Raw genomic sequence first — 18,058 nt, forward strand, 5'->3', positions numbered from 1 at the left:
ATATAATGCTCTCGAGTTTAAAATTGCAAAATATATCTTAAGTTATGTATAACAACAATTATAATTTAAATTTACTTACTTCATTCATCATAGAGGTTGTTAAATTTGATAAAGTTTGAGCTGAAGTTGCTACATCATTAAAAGATGAATTTATTTGTTGAACTGAGGCTGCTATTTCTTCAGATGAAGCTGCATTTTCTTCTGATACTCCAGAAATATCTAACGTTTTTGAGATTATGAGATCTTTTTCAATATTTATATTTTCAATAGATTTATTTATATTATCAACTCTAGGCAATATAGTATTTATAGCCTTAAATATTAAAGCAAAAGATTTTATAGAATCTTCAATAAGGACTGATTGATTATTTAAGCTATCTTTACCTAAATCAGTAGTCTTAACCGCTATTTGGGCTTCGTTATTAATATTAGTAATCAAGTCACTTATATTACTTGCAGATACTTTAGATTGTTCCGCGAGTTTTCTGATTTCCTCTGCAACTACAGAGAATCCACGCCCTACTTCCCCTGCACGAGCAGACTCAATTGCAGCATTTAATGCTAATAAGTCGGTTTGATCAGCAATTGAATTTATAATAGTAGTTATGTTATTCACTTGTTCTACATGATTATCTAATTGAACAACTTTATTTCTTACAGTATCAAAAGATTCGTTTACATCTTTAATAGAATTAAATAAAAATTCTAACTTAGAGTTACTATCTTCGGCCATTGAACTAATATTATGTATATTTGAGTTTACATCATTAATTGACGAGGTTATTTGATCTAGTGAATCAGCGAAACTATCTAATGAAGTTTTTACATTCATTAGGTCACTAGATTGTTCAGTGGCAGCATTAGCTACTTCTTGAACAGCAGCATTAATTTCTTGTGCAGAAGAAGACATTTCATCTGAAGCTCCTAATAAATTGGTTGCTTGTATATTTACAACATTTGCTGAATTTTGCACTTCTTCGAGCATGGAGGAGATGTTTGAAGTTGTTACTTTGAGTGATTTTTTCATTCTGCCAAATTCGTTTTTTAAATTAGTGCTTATTTCAAAACTAAAGTCACCCTGAGCAACATTATCTAAATCGGACATTATCTCCTTTATAGACTTTCTTATAACCAAGATTATAGAGGAGGAAACAAGTATCTGAAGAATAAAGCCAATGAAGAAAGTGGTAAAAAAGATTTTAGTGCTTCTAATGTATAAACTCATATTGTCATTATGTAGAGTATTAGCAGTATTTGAACTATAAGTTACTAGATTATCAAGAAAAAGTTGCATTTCAACTCCCAATTGATTAAATTTTTCTAAATCTATACCATATAATTTATTGCCTTTTTCAAGATTCTTAATTTGTTCATAATAAGCTGAGGAGTCCTTCTTAAATTCGGATAAATTGTTTGTTTCTATAGTGCTAAGCGATAGATTTTCGTAATCTTCCACCATTTTGTTTATGGCAGAGTAGTCATTATCTATAGCTGCTACATCATCATCATTAAATTCAGATATAGAAATTCTATTGACATTTAACCGAATATTTAAGAATGTTTGTCTAATTTCCTCAGTTTTAATAATTCTTGTTAATGCAATTGTGTACATTGATGATGAATTTGAGTTAATCGTTTTCATGTTATTATAACCAATTATTGCGATAGATAACGATACAACCGTTGATAAGATAACCATCAAAATAATACTATTGATAATTTTAATATTTTTCAGCATAATATTCCCCTTTCAAACATAATAAATTTCCATATTGATAATATATCTAACCAATATTATACTCAAGGTCTAAAAAATCGGCGTATATATGAAATACGTGCAATTATATTGCATTTTTCTAGTATTTTCTCATTATTGCTAACTATATTGTAAGTTAATGCATTTTAAAAAATAATTAAATATTTATCTTGACATTGTAAACGGTTATGATTATTATTAAAACATAACTACCATACAAGTATGGCAGTCTGGATTGATAATAGATTTTTTAAAATACTTATGATAAAATATAAATATAACTACCATACAAGTATGGTAGAACTTGAAAGTAAGGGAGAATATAAAAATGGCTTTAGAGGTAAATAAGAATACAACAAGTAAAACTATATATTATAAACTTAGAGATGAAATTATTAATTTATATCTTGAGCCTGGTACTAGTATTTCGGAAAAGGAACTTTCGGAAAAATATAGTGTGAGTAGAACTCCAGTAAGAGAAGCACTTGTTAGATTAGCTCAAGAGGGGCTAGTTAATATTTATCCTCAAAAAGGAACAGTTGTTTCTTTAATTGATTTATCTGCAGTTGAAGAAGGAAGGTTTTTACGTGAACATTTAGAAAGAGCAGTTGTAAAGGAAGCTTGTAAAGAATTTTCACAAGAAAATGTACTAGCTTTAGAAATGAATTTGAAACTTCAAAAAATGTATATAGAAAATAATGATTATAAAAAGTTATTTGAGGCAGATGAAGAATTTCATAAGATAATTTTCGAGGGAAGTAATAAAAAAAGAGTATGGAATAGTATTAATGATGGCAGTACTGAGTTTCAAAGAATTCGTATGCTTAGATTAGTAACTAATTCTAGCTGGGACAATATTTATCTTCAGCATAAAGAAATTTTTAATGCTATAAAAAACAAGAGCCCAGAGATAGCAGAAGACTTTATGAAGGAACATTTAAATATGGTTACTTTTGATAAAAATAAAATAAAAGAGAAGTATCCTAATTATTTTAAATAAAGATTGATTTAAGTTTTAATATGATTAAAGCTGTTAAATAATCATGTAATACTAAGATTATTATTTTAAATTAAAGGAGGTGAGGCTTATATATAAGCAGCATTAAATTTAAGCGTATTAATTTTATATATGTTTTGAGATATTATATATTGAAATTATAATTAAATGAAGTGACAGGAGGGACATTACTATGAAAATGGGTTTTAGATGGTACGGAGAAGGCAATGATACCGTTACACTTGAACAAATAAAACAAATTCCTGGAGTTGGAGGAATTGTTTGGGCTCTTCATGATATGGCAGCAGGTGAAGAATGGCCAATGGAAAAGATTCTTGAAGTAAAGAAATCAGCTGACAAGTATGGATTTAATATGGATGTTGTTGAAAGCGTTAATGTTCATGAAGACATTAAATTAGGTTTACCAACAAGAGATAAATATATAGAAAATTATAAAAAGACAATAGAAAAGTTAGCTAAGGTTGGTGTTAAAGTAATCTGCTATAATTTCATGCCTGTATTTGACTGGCTTAGAACAGATTTATTCAAGAAGGCAGAAGATGGATCAACAGCTCTTTTTTATGAAAAAGCAAAGATTAAAGATATTGATCCAATGGAGTTAGTTAACAAAATTGCGTCTAATCCAGATCTTACAATGCCAGGCTGGGAACCAGAAAGATTAAAGAATTTATCACAGCTTTTTGAAGCATATAAGAATGTAACAGAAGAAGACTTATGGAATAACTTAAAATACTTCTTAGAACAAATTATTCCTGTAGCTGAAATAAATGATATTAAAATGGCAGTACATCCGGATGATCCACCTTGGCCAATATTTGGGTTACCAAGAATAGTTAAGAACAGAGATGATTTAGCAAGATTATTAAAGCTTGTTGATAATCCATATAATTGCTTAACTCTTTGCAGTGGTGCTATAGGTTCAGATCCAAATAATAATGTACCAGCTATGATAAGAGAATTCGGTAATAGGATTGCTTTTGCTCATATTAGAAATGTTAAGATTTATGAGAATGGTGATTTTATTGAAACATCTCATAGAACTTGTGATGGTTCATTAGATATATGTGATATAGTTAAAGCTTATCACGAAGTTGGATTTACTGGATATGTAAGACCAGACCATGGAAGACATATTTGGAATGAACAATGCAGACCAGGTTATGGACTTTATGATAGAGCACTTGGAATTATGTATTTATGGGGAATATGGGATTCTCTTGAAAGAAATAAATAAAAGAGATAAACTAAAATTTTGATTAAAAAAATTTTGGCTCATAGAATCTTAAGATACAAAAGATAATTAATAGTATTGACTTTATTAGCAATAGTTTTAAAGAGGTGAAAAAAATGAATAACGCCAAAATAGTATTAAGTAAAGAAAGTATCAAAAATAGTGATTTATGGGAAAAAGCTGGGATTGAAATTCCAAAGTTTGATTATGACAAGATGTCAGCATCAACTAAAGAAAATCCTACATGGGTTCATTTTGGAGCAGGAAATATATTCAGAGGATTTATAGCAATACTACAACAGGAACTTTTAAATACTGGGAAAGCGAAATCTGGTATTGTTGCTGTAGAAGGATATGACTATGAAATTATAGATGAAATTTATTCTCCTTATGATAATTTAAGCTTACTAGTAATTATGAAACCAGATGGTAGCCTAGATAAAAAAGTAGTAGGAAGTATAGGCGAAAGCTTAGCTGGTGATTACTCAAGAGAAGAAGATTGGAATAGGTTAAAAGAGATATTTTCAAATCCATCTTTACAAATAGCAAGCTTTACAATAACAGAAAAAGGTTATAGTGTTAAGAATTTATCACAACAAGATACAACAGATGGTCTAGAGCATCCTGTAAGTATTATAGCTAAAGTTGCGTCCCTAGCATATGTAAGATATCAAAACGGACAACTTCCAATAGCTTTTGTAAGTATGGATAATTGTTCAAAGAATGGTGAGAAGCTTCACAATGCAATGGAAACAATGATAAAGAACTGGGTTGAGAATGGATTAGTTGATAAAGGGTTCCTTGAATATATCAATGATAATAAAAAGGTATCTTTCCCTTGGAGTATGATAGATAAAATTACACCTAGACCATCTCAAAGTGTTAAGAATACATTAGAAGCAGTTGGTTTTGATAGCACTAAGATTGTAACAACTAGCAAAAATACTTATATTGCACCTTTTGTAAATGCAGAAGGGCCTCAATATCTTGTAATAGAAGATAACTTCCCAAATGGACGTATGCCTTTAGAAGAAGCAGGTGTATTTTTAACAAATAGAGAAACTGTGGAAAGAGTTGAAACAATGAAGGTAACTACTTGTTTAAATCCACTACATACGTCTCTAGCAGTTTTTGGATGCTTACTTGGATTTGATTTAATTGCAGATGAAATGAAAGATCCAGCTTTAAAGAAGTTAGTTGAAAAAATTGGATATGAAGAAGGAATGCCTGTTGTTGTAAATCCAGGAATATTAAATCCAGAAGATTTCATTAAAGAGGTAGTTGAAGTTAGACTTCCAAATCCATATATACCTGATACACCACAAAGAATTGCTTCAGATACATCTCAAAAAGTTGGTATAAGATTTGGAGAAACAATTAAAGCTTATAGTAAGAGAGAAGATTTAGATGCTAAAGAACTTAAATACATTCCTCTAGTTATAGCAGGCTGGTGCAGATATCTAATGGGATTGGATGATAATGGTAATGTTATGGAGTTAAGTCCAGATCCTTTATTAGATGAATTAAGAAAATATGTAGCAGATATAAAATTAGGTTCTAAAGAATCAGTAGAAAGTAGCTTAAAATCAATACTTATAAATGAAGAAATTTTTGGAGTAAATCTTTACACTATAGGTTTAGGCGAGAAAATTGAAGGTTATTTCAATGAATTGATTTCAGGTGCTGGTGCAGTTAGAGCAACTTTAGAAAAATATTTAGATTGTAAATAATCAGAGATAATGCTCGAAGATGCAAAAAAATAAACATTTTTATCATTCTTCATTTATTATATTCTGCCAAATAATATAAGTGAAGAACGATAAAGAATGTTTAAGAAAATTAATATGAAGTACATTATAACATAAGCAATGCTAATTAACAACTTTGCACTTATACTAAAAGGATGATATAAAACTTTTAGTATTATAAGGTAAGGAAGTTAAATTAGCGAATATAAGAATATAAGAATATAAGAATATAAGAATCCAAAACATAACAATAAGGTTAATATATAAAATTTAAGAAAACGTTGTGGTAAAGTATTGAGTAAATGCAAATTACAATAATGTACGTGAATTTATATACTGCGTGTTATTAACCCAAATATTCAATGATTTACAAATATAAAATATTTATTTGAGAGAGTAGGATGAAGAATATGAAAAATTTCATGGATGAGAATTTTTTACTATCTAATCAAACAGCTATAGATTTATATCATAATTATGCTAAGAACTTGCCTATTATTGATTATCACTGTCATATTGATCCAAAAGAAATATATGAAAACAAAAAATTCAGTAATATAACTGAAGCGTGGCTTTATGGTGATCATTATAAGTGGAGAGCTATGAGAAGTAATGGTATAGATGAAAAATGCATTACAGGAGATGGAAGTGATTATGACAAATTCTTAGCTTGGTCGCAAACGATACCTATGGCTATAGGAAATCCTCTTTATCATTGGACTCATTTAGAACTTCAAAGATTCTTTGGAATATATGAACCGCTTGATGAAGATACTGCTCCTGAAATTTGGAAGAGAGCTAATGAATTATTAAATGGAGAAGGTTTTAATGTTAGAGATTTAATTATAAAATCAAACGTTGAAACTATATGTACAACAGATGATCCTATAGATACATTAGAATATCATATAAAAATTAAAGAAGATGCTAGCTTTAATGTAAATGTTTTACCCACTCTTAGACCAGATAAAGGAATTGAAATCAATTTAGATGGTTTTGTTTCTTGGGTAAAAGATTTAGAAAAAGTATCTGAAGTATCTATAAATAATTATGATGAATTTTTAAAAGCTCTTGATTCAAGAATAAGATTTTTCCATTCAGTTGGATGCAGAATAGCAGATCATGGTATAGATGGTGTAGTAGTTTATGCAGATTCATCAAAAGAAGAAGCAGAAGCAATATTTGCTAAAGCTTTAGAAGGTAAATCTATAAGCATTGATGAAGAAAAGAAGTATAAAACTTATACATTAAGACATGTATTCAAGCTTTATCATGAATTAGGGTGGACTATGCAGCTCCATATTGCAGCTCTTAGAAGTAATAATACAAAAATGCTTGAAAAAATAGGAGTAAATACAGGTTTTGATTCAATTAATGATGAAAGCATAGCTTATCCACTTTCTAGACTTTTAGATTCTGTGGACAGAGAAAATTCTCTTCCAAAAACAATTTTATATACATTAAATCCAAAGGATAACTATGTTCTTGGAACTATGATAGGAAACTTTCAAGGAGATGGTATTCCAGGAAAAATGCAATTTGGTGCAGCGTGGTGGTTCAATGATAATAAGGATGGAATGATTGAACAAATGAAGGCATTAGGAAACCTTGGATTGCTAGGACGCTTTGTTGGAATGCTAACTGATTCTAGAAGTTTCTTATCATATACTAGGCATGAATACTTTAGAAGAATTGCTTGTAATTTAATTGGAGAATGGGTAGAAAACGGAGAAGTACCTAAAAATGATAAATTACTTAAAAGAATTGTTCAGGGTATATGCTACAGCAATGCAAAAGAATATTTTGGATTTGATGAAAAATAATTCGGGAACACTTAATTGATGAAAGTGAGGAAAAATATATGTCAAATAATAATAGAAAAATCACGATAGCTAGAGGCGTTGGTTATGGACTAGTTGATTTAATGGGTGGTGGAGCATTCACCATTATTGGAGCTTTCTTACTATTTTTCTATACAACATTTGCAGGATTAACACCGATAGAAGGTGCTTCTATTATCGCTATCGCTCGTATAGTGGATGCAGTTGCTAGTTTATTTATCGGTAGTATATCTGATAACTTCTATAAAACTAAACTTGGAAAACTTTTTGGTAGACGTCGTTTCTTCTTATTAATCGGAGCTCCGTTAATGGCAGATTACGTATTACTATGGGTAACAGGAAGAAGTTATGCATTCTATTTAGTTACTTATTTGTTATTTGAAATAATTGCAGCTATGGTATTAATTCCATGGGAGACATTACCTGCTGAAATGACAAAAGATTTTACTGACAGAACTAAATTATCAGCATCGAGAATGTTTATTTCGGCAACAGGTACATTTTTAGCTACTTTTGTTCCAGGAAGATTAATAGCTTTCTTTGGTGACAAGAGCCCACAAGCATATTTCATTAATGGATTAGTTTTTGCTATTATATATGCAATATGTATACTTATATCACATAAAGTAACATGGGAAAGGGACCTTACACCTGAAATGGAACAAGAACTATTAAATGGTTCTACAAGCAAGAGCTTTGGCGAACAATTAATGACTATTGTAAAGGTTGCTGGTGACTATGTTTCAACATTTAAGATCAGAGCATTTAGACAACATTTAGCAATTTATATATGTTCATTTACTGCTAAAGACTTATTTAATTCAGTATTTATATATTTCTGTGTATTTAATTTAGGTGTTTCATCTACTACTGCTGCGAATGTACTTTCACTTAGCATCATTGGTATTCCTGTAACAATATTAGGCGGATTCTTAATGATTAAAGTTGGACCAGGTAACTTATATAAGATGGCTTATTCTATTATGATTGTATGTTTATTAGCATTTTATGGACTTTATGTAGGAAATTTAGGATCGAATATTGTTTTATTATTTGTAATTGGTACAATTTATCAAGTAGGAAGAAGTTTATTAGAGTTTACTCCATGGAATGTATTCCCATTCATTCCTGATGTTGATGAAATGGTTACAAGACAAAGAAGAGAAGGGCTTTTTGCAGCAGTTATGACATTTACTAGAAAAAGCAGTGTGGCAATAGCTACATTTGTTATAGGTGTTGTATTGCAAGAAAGCGGATTCGTTAAAGGACAGGCAACTCAATCACCACAAGTTGTATCAACTATAGCTACTCTTTTAGCTGTTGGATGTATATCTTTACTTGTAATTGCATTAATTTGTGCGGCAACTTTCAAACTTAATAAAAGAACACATGGTATATTAGTGGATGAAGTTGAACGTCTAAAGAATAATGGTTCAAAAGAAGAAGTAACTCCAGAAACAAAAACAATTGTTGAAAATCTTACTGGATATAAGTATGAAAATGTTTGGAAAGAAACAGTAGTATAAATTAATTCTTTTGACTAATAGAATATTAAAATATAAAAATAGCTCAAAATCATCATAATCTCTAGATACGTTTCAATTTAGTTATTATAGCTGTCTTAAGATAGAAAGTAAATTGCTATTTTAAGGCAGCTAATTTTAATTTCAACTGTACTAAAATATTATTTTGATAGCTTCTATATTGTCTGTAAGAATATAAAGGTATATCCTAAATAATTAATTGTACTATTAAATATAAAAATGTTATTAATATATGTCTATAAAAAATTAGGTTAGGAGACTGAAATATGAGTAATAAAAATAATTGTCTTTATTGTGATAAGGATGAAAAACTTGATAATTTAATGATTGAAATATGTAAGCTTGAAGTGTCAACTCTTTATTTGTTCAAAGAACAAAGCCATAAAGGAAGATGCATTGTTGCGTATGACAAACATGTGAAAGAATTATTTGAATTGGATGATAAGGAATTAGAATTATATATGAAAGATGTCACTAGAGCAGCGGCTATGATTAAAAAAACTTTTTCACCTGATAAAATAAATTATGGAGCATATTCAGATACACTTCCACATCTTCACTTTCATTTAGTTCCTAAGTATAAAGATGGATATTCATGGGGTGGTGTATTTGAAATGAATCCTCAGAAAAAATATTTAAGTGATGAAGAATATGTTAAGAGGATTAATCTTATAAAAGAAAATTTATAATTTTATATTTTGTGTTAGCTATTTCAAAATAGAGGATAGATATCTGTTTTGAAGTAGCTATTTTACAATGCAGATTTATGCCTTTATTTTGTATTGGATGTATTAATAACTATATATCCATATTAAGTTTTGAATATAACTTTCTATTTATATTAATCAAGAAGGATTTATAAGTACAAGGGGATAATTCTACAGCATATGGAAAAGAAAATAGATTTATTTGAAACTTGGATTAAAATAAAAATTTTAGTAAAGCTTCTTCAATGACAAGTTTAGGAGGCATAGATATCGAATTATCCCCTATATATATTTATGATGTATGTTCCTTTTTAAGAAGACATAAAGCAAAAAGTTAAACATATATTATAATCTAAGAAATATACTAAGATTACATTTGGGGTTGAAATTATATTGTAAATAATAATGAATATATTTGTTTTGTAAAGAATAAGCATGATTATTCGTAATTTTTAAATTATTAGACCTTAATAAAATTAAAATAATAAATTTTCACATAATTAGTTTATGTAAAACATTGAATTTATTTCCTTATTATGTTATAATTTAGAGGTTGAAAAAATTTGGATTCTAAAGTAGTTTTTGATTTTTACACTGTGTTGGAGACTCATCATCTAAACATTGTTAGCTATGTAAAATTCGCTAACAGAGATGTACTTTTAAAACTGTGCATGTCTATATAGAAGTGCTGTAATTAAATAAGAAAATAGTTAGAAAGAAATTTATAGAATATTTTAGATTATCTCTAGTTTTTAAAAATCGAGGGGTAGTCTCTTTTGTTAATAATAGAATATATATTTTATTTAGTTTGTTTAAGTTCAATAAAATATGTATTCTAATTAAGAAAATATAGAGAGGGTTGTATTATTATGTGGATAAAGTTCTTAATGGAATATTTTAAGTCGCCAAGAACTGTTGGAGCTGTAGCTCCTAGTTCTAAAAAGCTTGCGGAAAAAATGGCGCATGATATTGATTTTGACCATGCAAAATGTATTGTGGAGTATGGTCCTGGAACAGGAGTGTTTACTGATAGACTAATGAAAAAAATAAAGGATCATACGATGTTAATGCTCGTAGAATATAATGAAGAATTCTGCAGAGAACTAGAGGAAAAGTATGGTGAATATAATAACGTTGTAATAGTAAATGATTCAGCTGAAAATGTAGATAAATATTTAAAAGAATACAATATTAAAGAAGTAGACTATGTTGTATCAGGATTACCATTTGCTAGTTTGCCAAAGAATATGTCAAATAGTATATTGAAAAAAACAAAAGATATATTAAAAAAGAATGGATTATTCATAACATTTCAATATACATTGCTTAAAAAGGGATATATAGGAAGTTATTTTGAAGATATAAGTTTAGAAAGAGTAGTGTTAAATATACCACCAGCGTATGTTTTAAAATGTCAAAATACCTAATATGATTAACATAATTTTAAGTTATGTGAGAACTTGCTAAAATGATAGTAGTAAGTTTATTTCAGAAATTAAAGATGTTGGTATCTAGGAATATAAGTTTTGTACAAGCTTTAGAATTTCATATCAAGTTTTAAAGAAGTTTACAAATATATATTTTGAAAATAATAATTTTTAGCATTTAATTAATACAAGTGAAGCTCTCAATGTATGTTGAGAGCTTTTTATTTTTAAGGTTGATGTATAAGAATAATTATTATATATACTTTACCTTAAATCTCCGAAGTAATATTATACTGTAAAAATAACATTTATTAAGAAGTATAAAATAAAGGATTTTTGAAATTATTGTAGAATTATAGAAATTATAGAAGTATTTTAATATAGTAGTGAATATAACATTACAATAAGTTTGTATTAAAAAAGATAGTTTGCAAGGGAGGAATACAAGTTGTGTAAACGTTTTTTAAGAGGCTCATATTTGTTATAAATTTAACAAATATGATATCTAAGTAGTTATTGTGTATTAAAAGGATTGAATTACTAATATGATTAGATGCTACCAAGGAGGAAAGTCAAAATGGAAATATTAAATTTTAGGTTACGCAAATTAAGTTGCATTGTATTAATAATTTTGGTTGGAAGTATTTTATCAGCTTGTTCCCAAGTAGGTAAAGTAATTGTTGATAACGAATCAAAAGAAGACAGGCAAAAAGATTATATTGAAGAAGTTCCAACACAAACTGTAACAAATGAGAAATCAGTGGATTTGGCACCGTTGTACGATCAGGTAAGAAATTTAAAAGGACAAGAGGCATTGGATTTTTTTGAAAGTCTTAAATCAAAAGGGTTATCGGATAGTGATATATTAGAATTTTTTATTAATTTACCTCTTTCAGATGCAAATAAAGAGATTACGGATATATATAAGAATGAAAAATTTGAAACTTATATGAGTACATATCCTACGGGAAAGCCTTTCGGTAACTATAAATGGACAAATGGAGATGGAACTAAGATAAAAGGAGCATTTAGCGATCTGGATTTGAAATTACCATTTTCAAATTATGTGGCCTTAAAATCAGGACCAGTTGGAGATTTTAATAAAAAGTATAGGATTGGTGTCGCTATTCATGGATTTGATCAGCCATGGAATGTTAGTTTAGCTGATGCGGCTCAATGGGAGGCAGAAAGACATCCAAACGTCGAAGTTGATGTTAAAGATGCTCAATGGGACAACGATAGAATGGCGGATATTATAGATAGTTTTGTTTTGCAGAAAGTGGATGGGATTTTAACTTGGCCTATGGTTGAATCAGAAACAACTATTGCACCAGTAAAAAGGGCAATTGAGGCAGGTATACCAGTTGTAAGCGTTGATAGAATGACAGGACTCGAGGAAACCACGAGTAGAGTTACCGGGAATTTTCCAGCAAATGGCGCTCAGTGTGGTATGTATTTAATTTGGAAACTTGCAAAAGAAGGCAGTCTAAATGCAAATGTAGTTCTTCTTAGAAAGCCTTCTGGAAGTACTGCAGATGCTAATAGAACTGGTCATTTTCTTAAGGTACTAAGTTATTTCCCTGATATTCATATATTAAAATCATATCATGATGATGATAATACAGCAGAAGCACTTGCCAATATGCAATTAGCATTAAATGAATATCCTTCTATTGATGTTGTATTTGGAACAGGTGATCATGAAGCAATTGCTGCTTATGATGCATCAAAAAATGCTAATAGATTAAATAGCAGAAAGGATGCTAAAAAGATGATGTTTTTATCAATTGATGATTCTAAAAAAGCAATTACATCCGTAAAAGATGGATTGTTTGAAGTGAATACACCATACACGCCTTTAATATCTGATATTGGAATGAGAACTTTACTTAATATAATCACTAAAAATGGTTCAATGCCACATGATATTATTACACCTAATATACCTATGGTGACAAAAGACGGAGATACTATATTTGGATTGAAAACTCAAACACCTGATCAATGGTATGAATATACTTTTGGAGCACCAATTAAATAATATATAGATATTATTTAGAAGTTAATATTATATCTGAAAATTTTATAGAATCAATGACATAAGAGGAAGGAGAAACTTCAAGATGAAAAAAATAAGCTCAGTTCCAGGAAGAATTCCCTTAACAATAAAATCAAAGCTTATTATAAGCTTCTCATTAATAGTATTCTTGATATCTGCAGTAGGAATAACATCTTATATGACTATGAGGTCTTATTTGGTGCAAGAAAATATTATGATTGAAAAAAATGTTATGGCGAATGATATAATAATTTTAATAAACTCAATTCCTCAGGATATATCAAAATATATATTAAACCCAACAGCAGAGAATAAAAAAATTATAGATGATAAATTTATAAATATTAATAAAAATCAAGAGTTTATTAAAGACAATGTATCTGGAGAGAAGGCACCGAAATCTTTTGATGCCGTAAGCAGAATGTTAGAGTCTTATTCAGAGGAAAATATAAAACTTTTTGAAAGTAAGAATGCCACTGAAATGGTGGAAAAAAATAAACTTATGAACAGGTTTTCTAAACTAATTCAAAATAGCATGCAGGAATATATGTCAGTCGAATTAGACCAACAAAATAAAGCTAGAGCAGATTTGGCTAAAAAATCTAATTTTACAGGAGTGCTAATCATTGTTTTTATAGTATCCATAGGTTTTTTTAGCATAATTTTTGCTATTTTCTTTTCGATAAAGTTAGGAAAATCATTGAATAAAATTGTACTATTAGCTGATGATATTGCTAATGGAAATTTACAGGTAGAAGAATATAAAGTGAATTCTAACGATGAAGTATCTTTATTGGCAAGTTCTTTTAACGAAATGACAAAAAATCTAAGAACTATGATTAAGGGGATTATTAATAATAGTAAGGATTTGTATGAATCTTCTACTATGATCAAGGATAGGGCGAAGGAAAGTGTCAAAGCAGTTAATCAGATTGCAGTATCTACTCAAGATGCTGTCGATGGTTCGCAGTATCAATTTAGTGAAGCAAAAAGGACTGAAGAAGCAGTTAATAGACTTATTAAAATGAATAGTACAATAAAAGAAAAGTCAAATAATGTTTTATCTTCGGCTAATAAATCTCTTAAAATAGCTGAAGGCGGAAATGAGAAAGTTAGATCCATGTTAAATCAAATGAACACTATTAAAGAACAGGTTATGAATATCCAATCGGTAACTGGTATTTTAAAAGAAAATTCATCGCAAATAGAAACGATACTAGATACTATTTCTAAAATTACAGCCAGTACGGAGTTGTTGGCTCTAAATGCTGCGATTGAAGCAGCTAGAGCAGGTGAATATGGAAAAGGATTTGCAGTTGTATCAGATGAAATTCGCAAACTAGCAACAAGTTCTGCAACATCTACTGTAGAGATATCTAAAATTTTAACTCAAATTCAAAATTATATTAATGTATTGATTAAAAGTATGTCCATTGCGGTCAGCGAGGTAATGAGTGGCTCGGAAAAAGTTTTGGAAGTTGAAGGAGCATTTAAGAATATTGTGGAGTCAAACAATGATGTTGACGGTGAAATAAAAAATATTTCAGATGAAATTTTAGTAATGGTTAATGAAATAAATGCAATTGAAAAAATATCTAAGAATATATGTGAAATTTCAAATAAATCACTAGAAGGAAGTACAGATATATCTGCAATAGTGGAAGAACAGCTAGCAACCCAAGAAGAATTCTTTGCATCTGCCACTACTTTGGCTAACATTTCAAGTGAGTTAGCCAACGTTGTTTCTAAGTTTAGGGTTTAAGCGAACTTTAGAAATTTTAATAGTAGTGATGCAAGATTCTTGGAGTGTCGAAGCATATGTTGAGTTAGTGAAATTTTTAGGAATGGAAATTGTGATATAATAATACTAGATTTAAATTAGAAATATATTTCGTTTTAATCTGATGTAGGAAGAGGAGCGTATTATATGAAAAGTCTATGTGTAATTGGAAGTTTAAATATGGATTTAGTAACTACAGTAGAAAATTTTCCTGCGGCAGGACAGACTGTCATGGGGAAAGCGTTTAATACATTTTCAGGAGGAAAAGGTGGTAATCAAGCAATAGCACTAGGTAGATTGGGTTCAGATGTGCTTATGGTAGGAAAAATAGGGGAAGACATATATGGAAAAAGATATCTAGAAGTTTTAAGAAGTAATAATGTCAAGTCTCATGGAGTAAGCATTGAAAAAGGCATGTCTTCTGGAGTAGCAGTGATACAAGTAAGTAATAATGGAGAGAATAATATAATTGTTGTTCCAGGAGCTAATGCAGAAGTTGATATAAATTATATTGAAAGCAAATGGAGTTTGATTGAAAGAGCAGATATATTTTTGTTTCAATTAGAAATTCCACTAGAAACAGTAATTGCAACTATGAAAAAACTAAAAAAACAAGGTAAGACAGTAATACTTGATCCAGCACCAGCGGTGGATCTTCCTGATGAAATTTTTAAATATGTGGATTATTTAACACCAAATGAAACAGAGTTGGAGACTTTAATTGGAAGAAAGATAAATAGTGAAGAAAACCTTGCAGAAGCAGCAAAAACATTATTTGATAAGGGAGTAAGAGTTATAGTTGCAAAGTTAGGTAGTGATGGGGCTGCAATTATTAAGAAAGATAAATGTACTAGAGTTCCAGGATTTATTGTTGATCCAATAGATACAACTGCAGCGGGAGATTCTTTTAATGCGGGATTTGCTTTTGCACTAGCAAAAGAAAAAGAACTTAAAGAATGCGTAATATTTGGAAATGCAGTAGGTGCTATTTCAACAACTGCACTAGGAGCTCAGGAAGCTATGCCAACTTTTGAAAGAGTTGATAAATTTATTAGAGATAGATAAATTTATAAGAAAAATTAATTATAAAAATTATTTCCATTGAGATATTTATACGTATAATGCGATAATTAATTTACCGGTAAATATAATGGAGAGGGGATGATTATATTGAAAATTAATAAGAGGTGGTTATTAGCTTAAATTTAAGCTAATAATCTTGCTAATAAAATAAGGAGGATTATATCCTCCTTTGAAAGATTTTTAGACATCTCTAAAAAAGTACATTTGTGAGTAATTCAAAAATATTTTTAGAGAATATTGACATAAAACATTATTTTGAATAATATATATTATATGGGTTATTTAGGAAAGTTAGATGACCAAAATTCAGATGAAGGAGGATATTTATATGAAAATTTTATTAAATAAAAGTGTTGAGGTTTTTTTAAAATAATTGAATATTGCTGAAAGTCATTATAGAAAACTTTATAATTATTTTTTGTGATATTTATAGAGTAATGGAAGTATGTTATGCTTACTTTTCATTCGTTGTGCTTTCAAAAGAGTATTAACCATCATCTGAAGAATTAATATATATCTAGGCAGAATACACGAGGGTTATCGTGTTTTTTTTATTGCATTTTTTAAGCATAAGGAAGTACTAGACAATAGTAATTATCTAGTTTTTTTATGTGTAATCCCATGGATGATTAATTAGTATCCACGGGATTTTTTTATCTGAATCTAATTATAAGGAGTAATAATCTAATTTTGATTATAGAAATTATTAGGAGGTGGTTTCAATGAGAAATTTAAAAAACGTAGTATTATTGAATATTAAAAATTTTAAGGAGGAAATCAAGGGTGTGTTACAAAAACGGAAAGGATATCCTGCCAGAAAAGCTTTTGAGAGAGCTTCAAAAGTATATTCAAGGAGAAACCATTTATATTCCTAAGACTGAAGAAAGAAAGGGCTGGGGAGAAAGTAATGGTACTAAAAGAGCAATAAGAGAAAGAAATTTAGAAATATATAAATTATATAAAAAAGGCGAAAAAGTTTTTGATATTGCAGAGGCATATAATCTTTCAGATGATAGTATAAGAAAAATTATATTTAAGTTAAATAATGAAAAATTGGAGTCATCACATATAGTGCTAAAAAGTAAGGCTAAGTAAAGACAAAGTTCATATTTATAATATAAAATGATTTGCAAGGTACAAGAATACTATAAGGAAACTGTTGTAAATAATATATAACTCAATATCTAATTAATTATTAGTTGGATATTGCGTTAAAAATTATCTTCAGCAGTTTTTTGCTGATTCTAAATTAAAGAGTCGGAATTAAGAAAGTTTAATTATAATAATTTTTTACATATCATTTAGTTTATGGTAAGGGTAAACTGTTATTGTGGTGCTAGTTTATTATTAAATAAGTTGTTTCAAAAACTTTAAAAATATTAAAGAAGGAGTGAGTTAAATGGAATATCATGAAGCAGAATTTAGGGAGTATTCAAGGAAAGGAATTATAAAAAATACGGAATGAAATTTGGAATTAGTAGAGGTAAGATAAATATGAAGAATAAAAATGGAATAGGAAACTTGTTTTTTAAGTTAAAACGAAATGCTAAAGCTTTTATTGTAGCAATCTTTAATTTCGCGCCTAAAGATAATATAGAGAGTTTTGATTACTACAAGTTTAGAAAGCTAAAATCTAACGATTATGAGGAATGCAGAAATAGAATTAGCATTCAGATGCAAAGAGATAGGCTTTTATTTTAGAATTATAATAATATAATTTCAAATCTGAAAGTATTAGAAAATACAAGTAAGTTTTAAGATATATCTAATATATTAATAGGTCAACCATAAACAATAAATAGAGATGGTTGGCCTATTTTTATTTGAAATAAATAGAACATTGAAAAATCCTATGAGGTGTACT

13 protein-coding genes are annotated in these 18,058 nt (G+C 28.9%); 12 read left to right on the top strand and 1 reads right to left on the bottom strand.

What is annotated here, in order from left to right; all coding sequences use genetic code 11:
• Positions 1-58: 58 nt before the first annotated feature.
• Positions 59-1,738, bottom strand: a complete 1,680-nt coding sequence (locus L3B96_RS12280) for a methyl-accepting chemotaxis protein (protein ID WP_238861191.1) — start codon at positions 1,736-1,738, stop codon at positions 59-61.
• A 346-nt stretch (positions 1,739-2,084) separates the two neighbouring features.
• On the opposite strand from L3B96_RS12280, the gene L3B96_RS12285 reads away from it, so the two are divergent.
• The 12 genes from L3B96_RS12285 (at position 2,085) to L3B96_RS12340 (ending at position 17,895) form a co-directional block, all read left to right on the top strand.
• Positions 2,085-2,756, top strand: a complete 672-nt coding sequence (locus L3B96_RS12285) for a GntR family transcriptional regulator (protein WP_012060242.1) — start codon at positions 2,085-2,087, stop codon at positions 2,754-2,756.
• A gap of 190 nt (positions 2,757-2,946) precedes the next feature.
• On the top strand, positions 2,947-4,008 hold the full coding sequence (gene uxuA / locus L3B96_RS12290; protein ID WP_023973084.1) for a mannonate dehydratase: 1,062 nt from the start codon (positions 2,947-2,949) through the stop codon (positions 4,006-4,008).
• A 113-nt stretch (positions 4,009-4,121) separates the two neighbouring features.
• Positions 4,122-5,735, top strand: coding sequence for a mannitol dehydrogenase family protein (locus L3B96_RS12295; protein ID WP_275297168.1), 1,614 nt, complete (start codon positions 4,122-4,124; stop codon positions 5,733-5,735).
• 428 nt (positions 5,736-6,163) lie between these two features.
• Entirely contained in the window at positions 6,164-7,576 is a 1,413-nt protein-coding gene (gene uxaC, locus L3B96_RS12300) for a glucuronate isomerase (protein WP_012060239.1), read from the top strand.
• A 38-nt stretch (positions 7,577-7,614) separates the two neighbouring features.
• Positions 7,615-9,120 carry an MFS transporter gene (locus L3B96_RS12305; RefSeq protein ID WP_012060238.1) on the top strand — a complete coding sequence of 502 codons (1,506 nt, stop codon included), beginning with the start codon at positions 7,615-7,617 and terminating at the stop codon, positions 9,118-9,120.
• A gap of 284 nt (positions 9,121-9,404) precedes the next feature.
• Entirely contained in the window at positions 9,405-9,827 is a 423-nt protein-coding gene (locus L3B96_RS12310) for an HIT family protein (protein ID WP_012060237.1), read from the top strand.
• 887 nt (positions 9,828-10,714) lie between these two features.
• A complete protein-coding gene (locus tag L3B96_RS12315) occupies positions 10,715-11,272 on the top strand; it encodes an rRNA adenine N-6-methyltransferase family protein (protein WP_012060236.1) in 558 nt (185 codons plus the stop codon).
• A 577-nt stretch (positions 11,273-11,849) separates the two neighbouring features.
• Positions 11,850-13,313: a sugar ABC transporter substrate-binding protein gene (locus tag L3B96_RS12320; RefSeq protein WP_238861193.1), complete on the top strand. Its 1,464-nt coding sequence runs from the start codon at positions 11,850-11,852 to the stop codon at positions 13,311-13,313.
• Between the two features lie 82 nt (positions 13,314-13,395).
• Positions 13,396-15,093, top strand: coding sequence for a methyl-accepting chemotaxis protein (locus L3B96_RS12325; protein WP_238861195.1), 1,698 nt, complete (start codon positions 13,396-13,398; stop codon positions 15,091-15,093).
• 165 nt (positions 15,094-15,258) lie between these two features.
• Positions 15,259-16,176 carry a ribokinase gene (gene rbsK, locus L3B96_RS12330; protein ID WP_238861197.1) on the top strand — a complete coding sequence of 306 codons (918 nt, stop codon included), beginning with the start codon at positions 15,259-15,261 and terminating at the stop codon, positions 16,174-16,176.
• An 801-nt stretch (positions 16,177-16,977) separates the two neighbouring features.
• A complete protein-coding gene (locus L3B96_RS12335) occupies positions 16,978-17,289 on the top strand; it encodes a CD3324 family protein (protein WP_012060232.1) in 312 nt (103 codons plus the stop codon).
• Between the two features lie 366 nt (positions 17,290-17,655).
• On the top strand, positions 17,656-17,895 hold the full coding sequence (locus L3B96_RS12340; protein ID WP_065418726.1) for a hypothetical protein: 240 nt from the start codon (positions 17,656-17,658) through the stop codon (positions 17,893-17,895).
• Positions 17,896-18,058: the final 163 nt, after the last annotated feature.

Origin of the sequence: Clostridium sp. YIM B02569 (genome assembly GCF_022320765.1) — a bacterium.
GTDB lineage: Bacteria > Bacillota > Clostridia > Clostridiales > Clostridiaceae > Clostridium > Clostridium beijerinckii.

What these genes read in the sequence shown, in the direction of transcription:
- L3B96_RS12295 (WP_275297168.1), top strand. Translation starts at nt 4,122, where the DNA reads ATGAATAACGCCAAAATAGTATTAAGTAAAGAAAGTATCAAAAATAGT.
- L3B96_RS12285 (WP_012060242.1), top strand. Translation starts at nt 2,085, where the DNA reads ATGGCTTTAGAGGTAAATAAGAATACAACAAGTAAAACTATATATTAT.
- L3B96_RS12310 (WP_012060237.1), top strand. Translation starts at nt 9,405, where the DNA reads ATGAGTAATAAAAATAATTGTCTTTATTGTGATAAGGATGAAAAACTT.
- L3B96_RS12340 (WP_065418726.1), top strand. Translation starts at nt 17,656, where the DNA reads ATGAAATTTGGAATTAGTAGAGGTAAGATAAATATGAAGAATAAAAAT.
- L3B96_RS12305 (WP_012060238.1), top strand. Translation starts at nt 7,615, where the DNA reads ATGTCAAATAATAATAGAAAAATCACGATAGCTAGAGGCGTTGGTTAT.
- L3B96_RS12315 (WP_012060236.1), top strand. Translation starts at nt 10,715, where the DNA reads ATGTGGATAAAGTTCTTAATGGAATATTTTAAGTCGCCAAGAACTGTT.
- uxuA (WP_023973084.1), top strand. Translation starts at nt 2,947, where the DNA reads ATGAAAATGGGTTTTAGATGGTACGGAGAAGGCAATGATACCGTTACA.
- L3B96_RS12320 (WP_238861193.1), top strand. Translation starts at nt 11,850, where the DNA reads ATGGAAATATTAAATTTTAGGTTACGCAAATTAAGTTGCATTGTATTA.
- uxaC (WP_012060239.1), top strand. Translation starts at nt 6,164, where the DNA reads ATGAAAAATTTCATGGATGAGAATTTTTTACTATCTAATCAAACAGCT.
- rbsK (WP_238861197.1), top strand. Translation starts at nt 15,259, where the DNA reads ATGAAAAGTCTATGTGTAATTGGAAGTTTAAATATGGATTTAGTAACT.
- L3B96_RS12325 (WP_238861195.1), top strand. Translation starts at nt 13,396, where the DNA reads ATGAAAAAAATAAGCTCAGTTCCAGGAAGAATTCCCTTAACAATAAAA.
- L3B96_RS12280 (WP_238861191.1), bottom strand. Translation starts at nt 1,738, where the DNA reads ATGCTGAAAAATATTAAAATTATCAATAGTATTATTTTGATGGTTATC.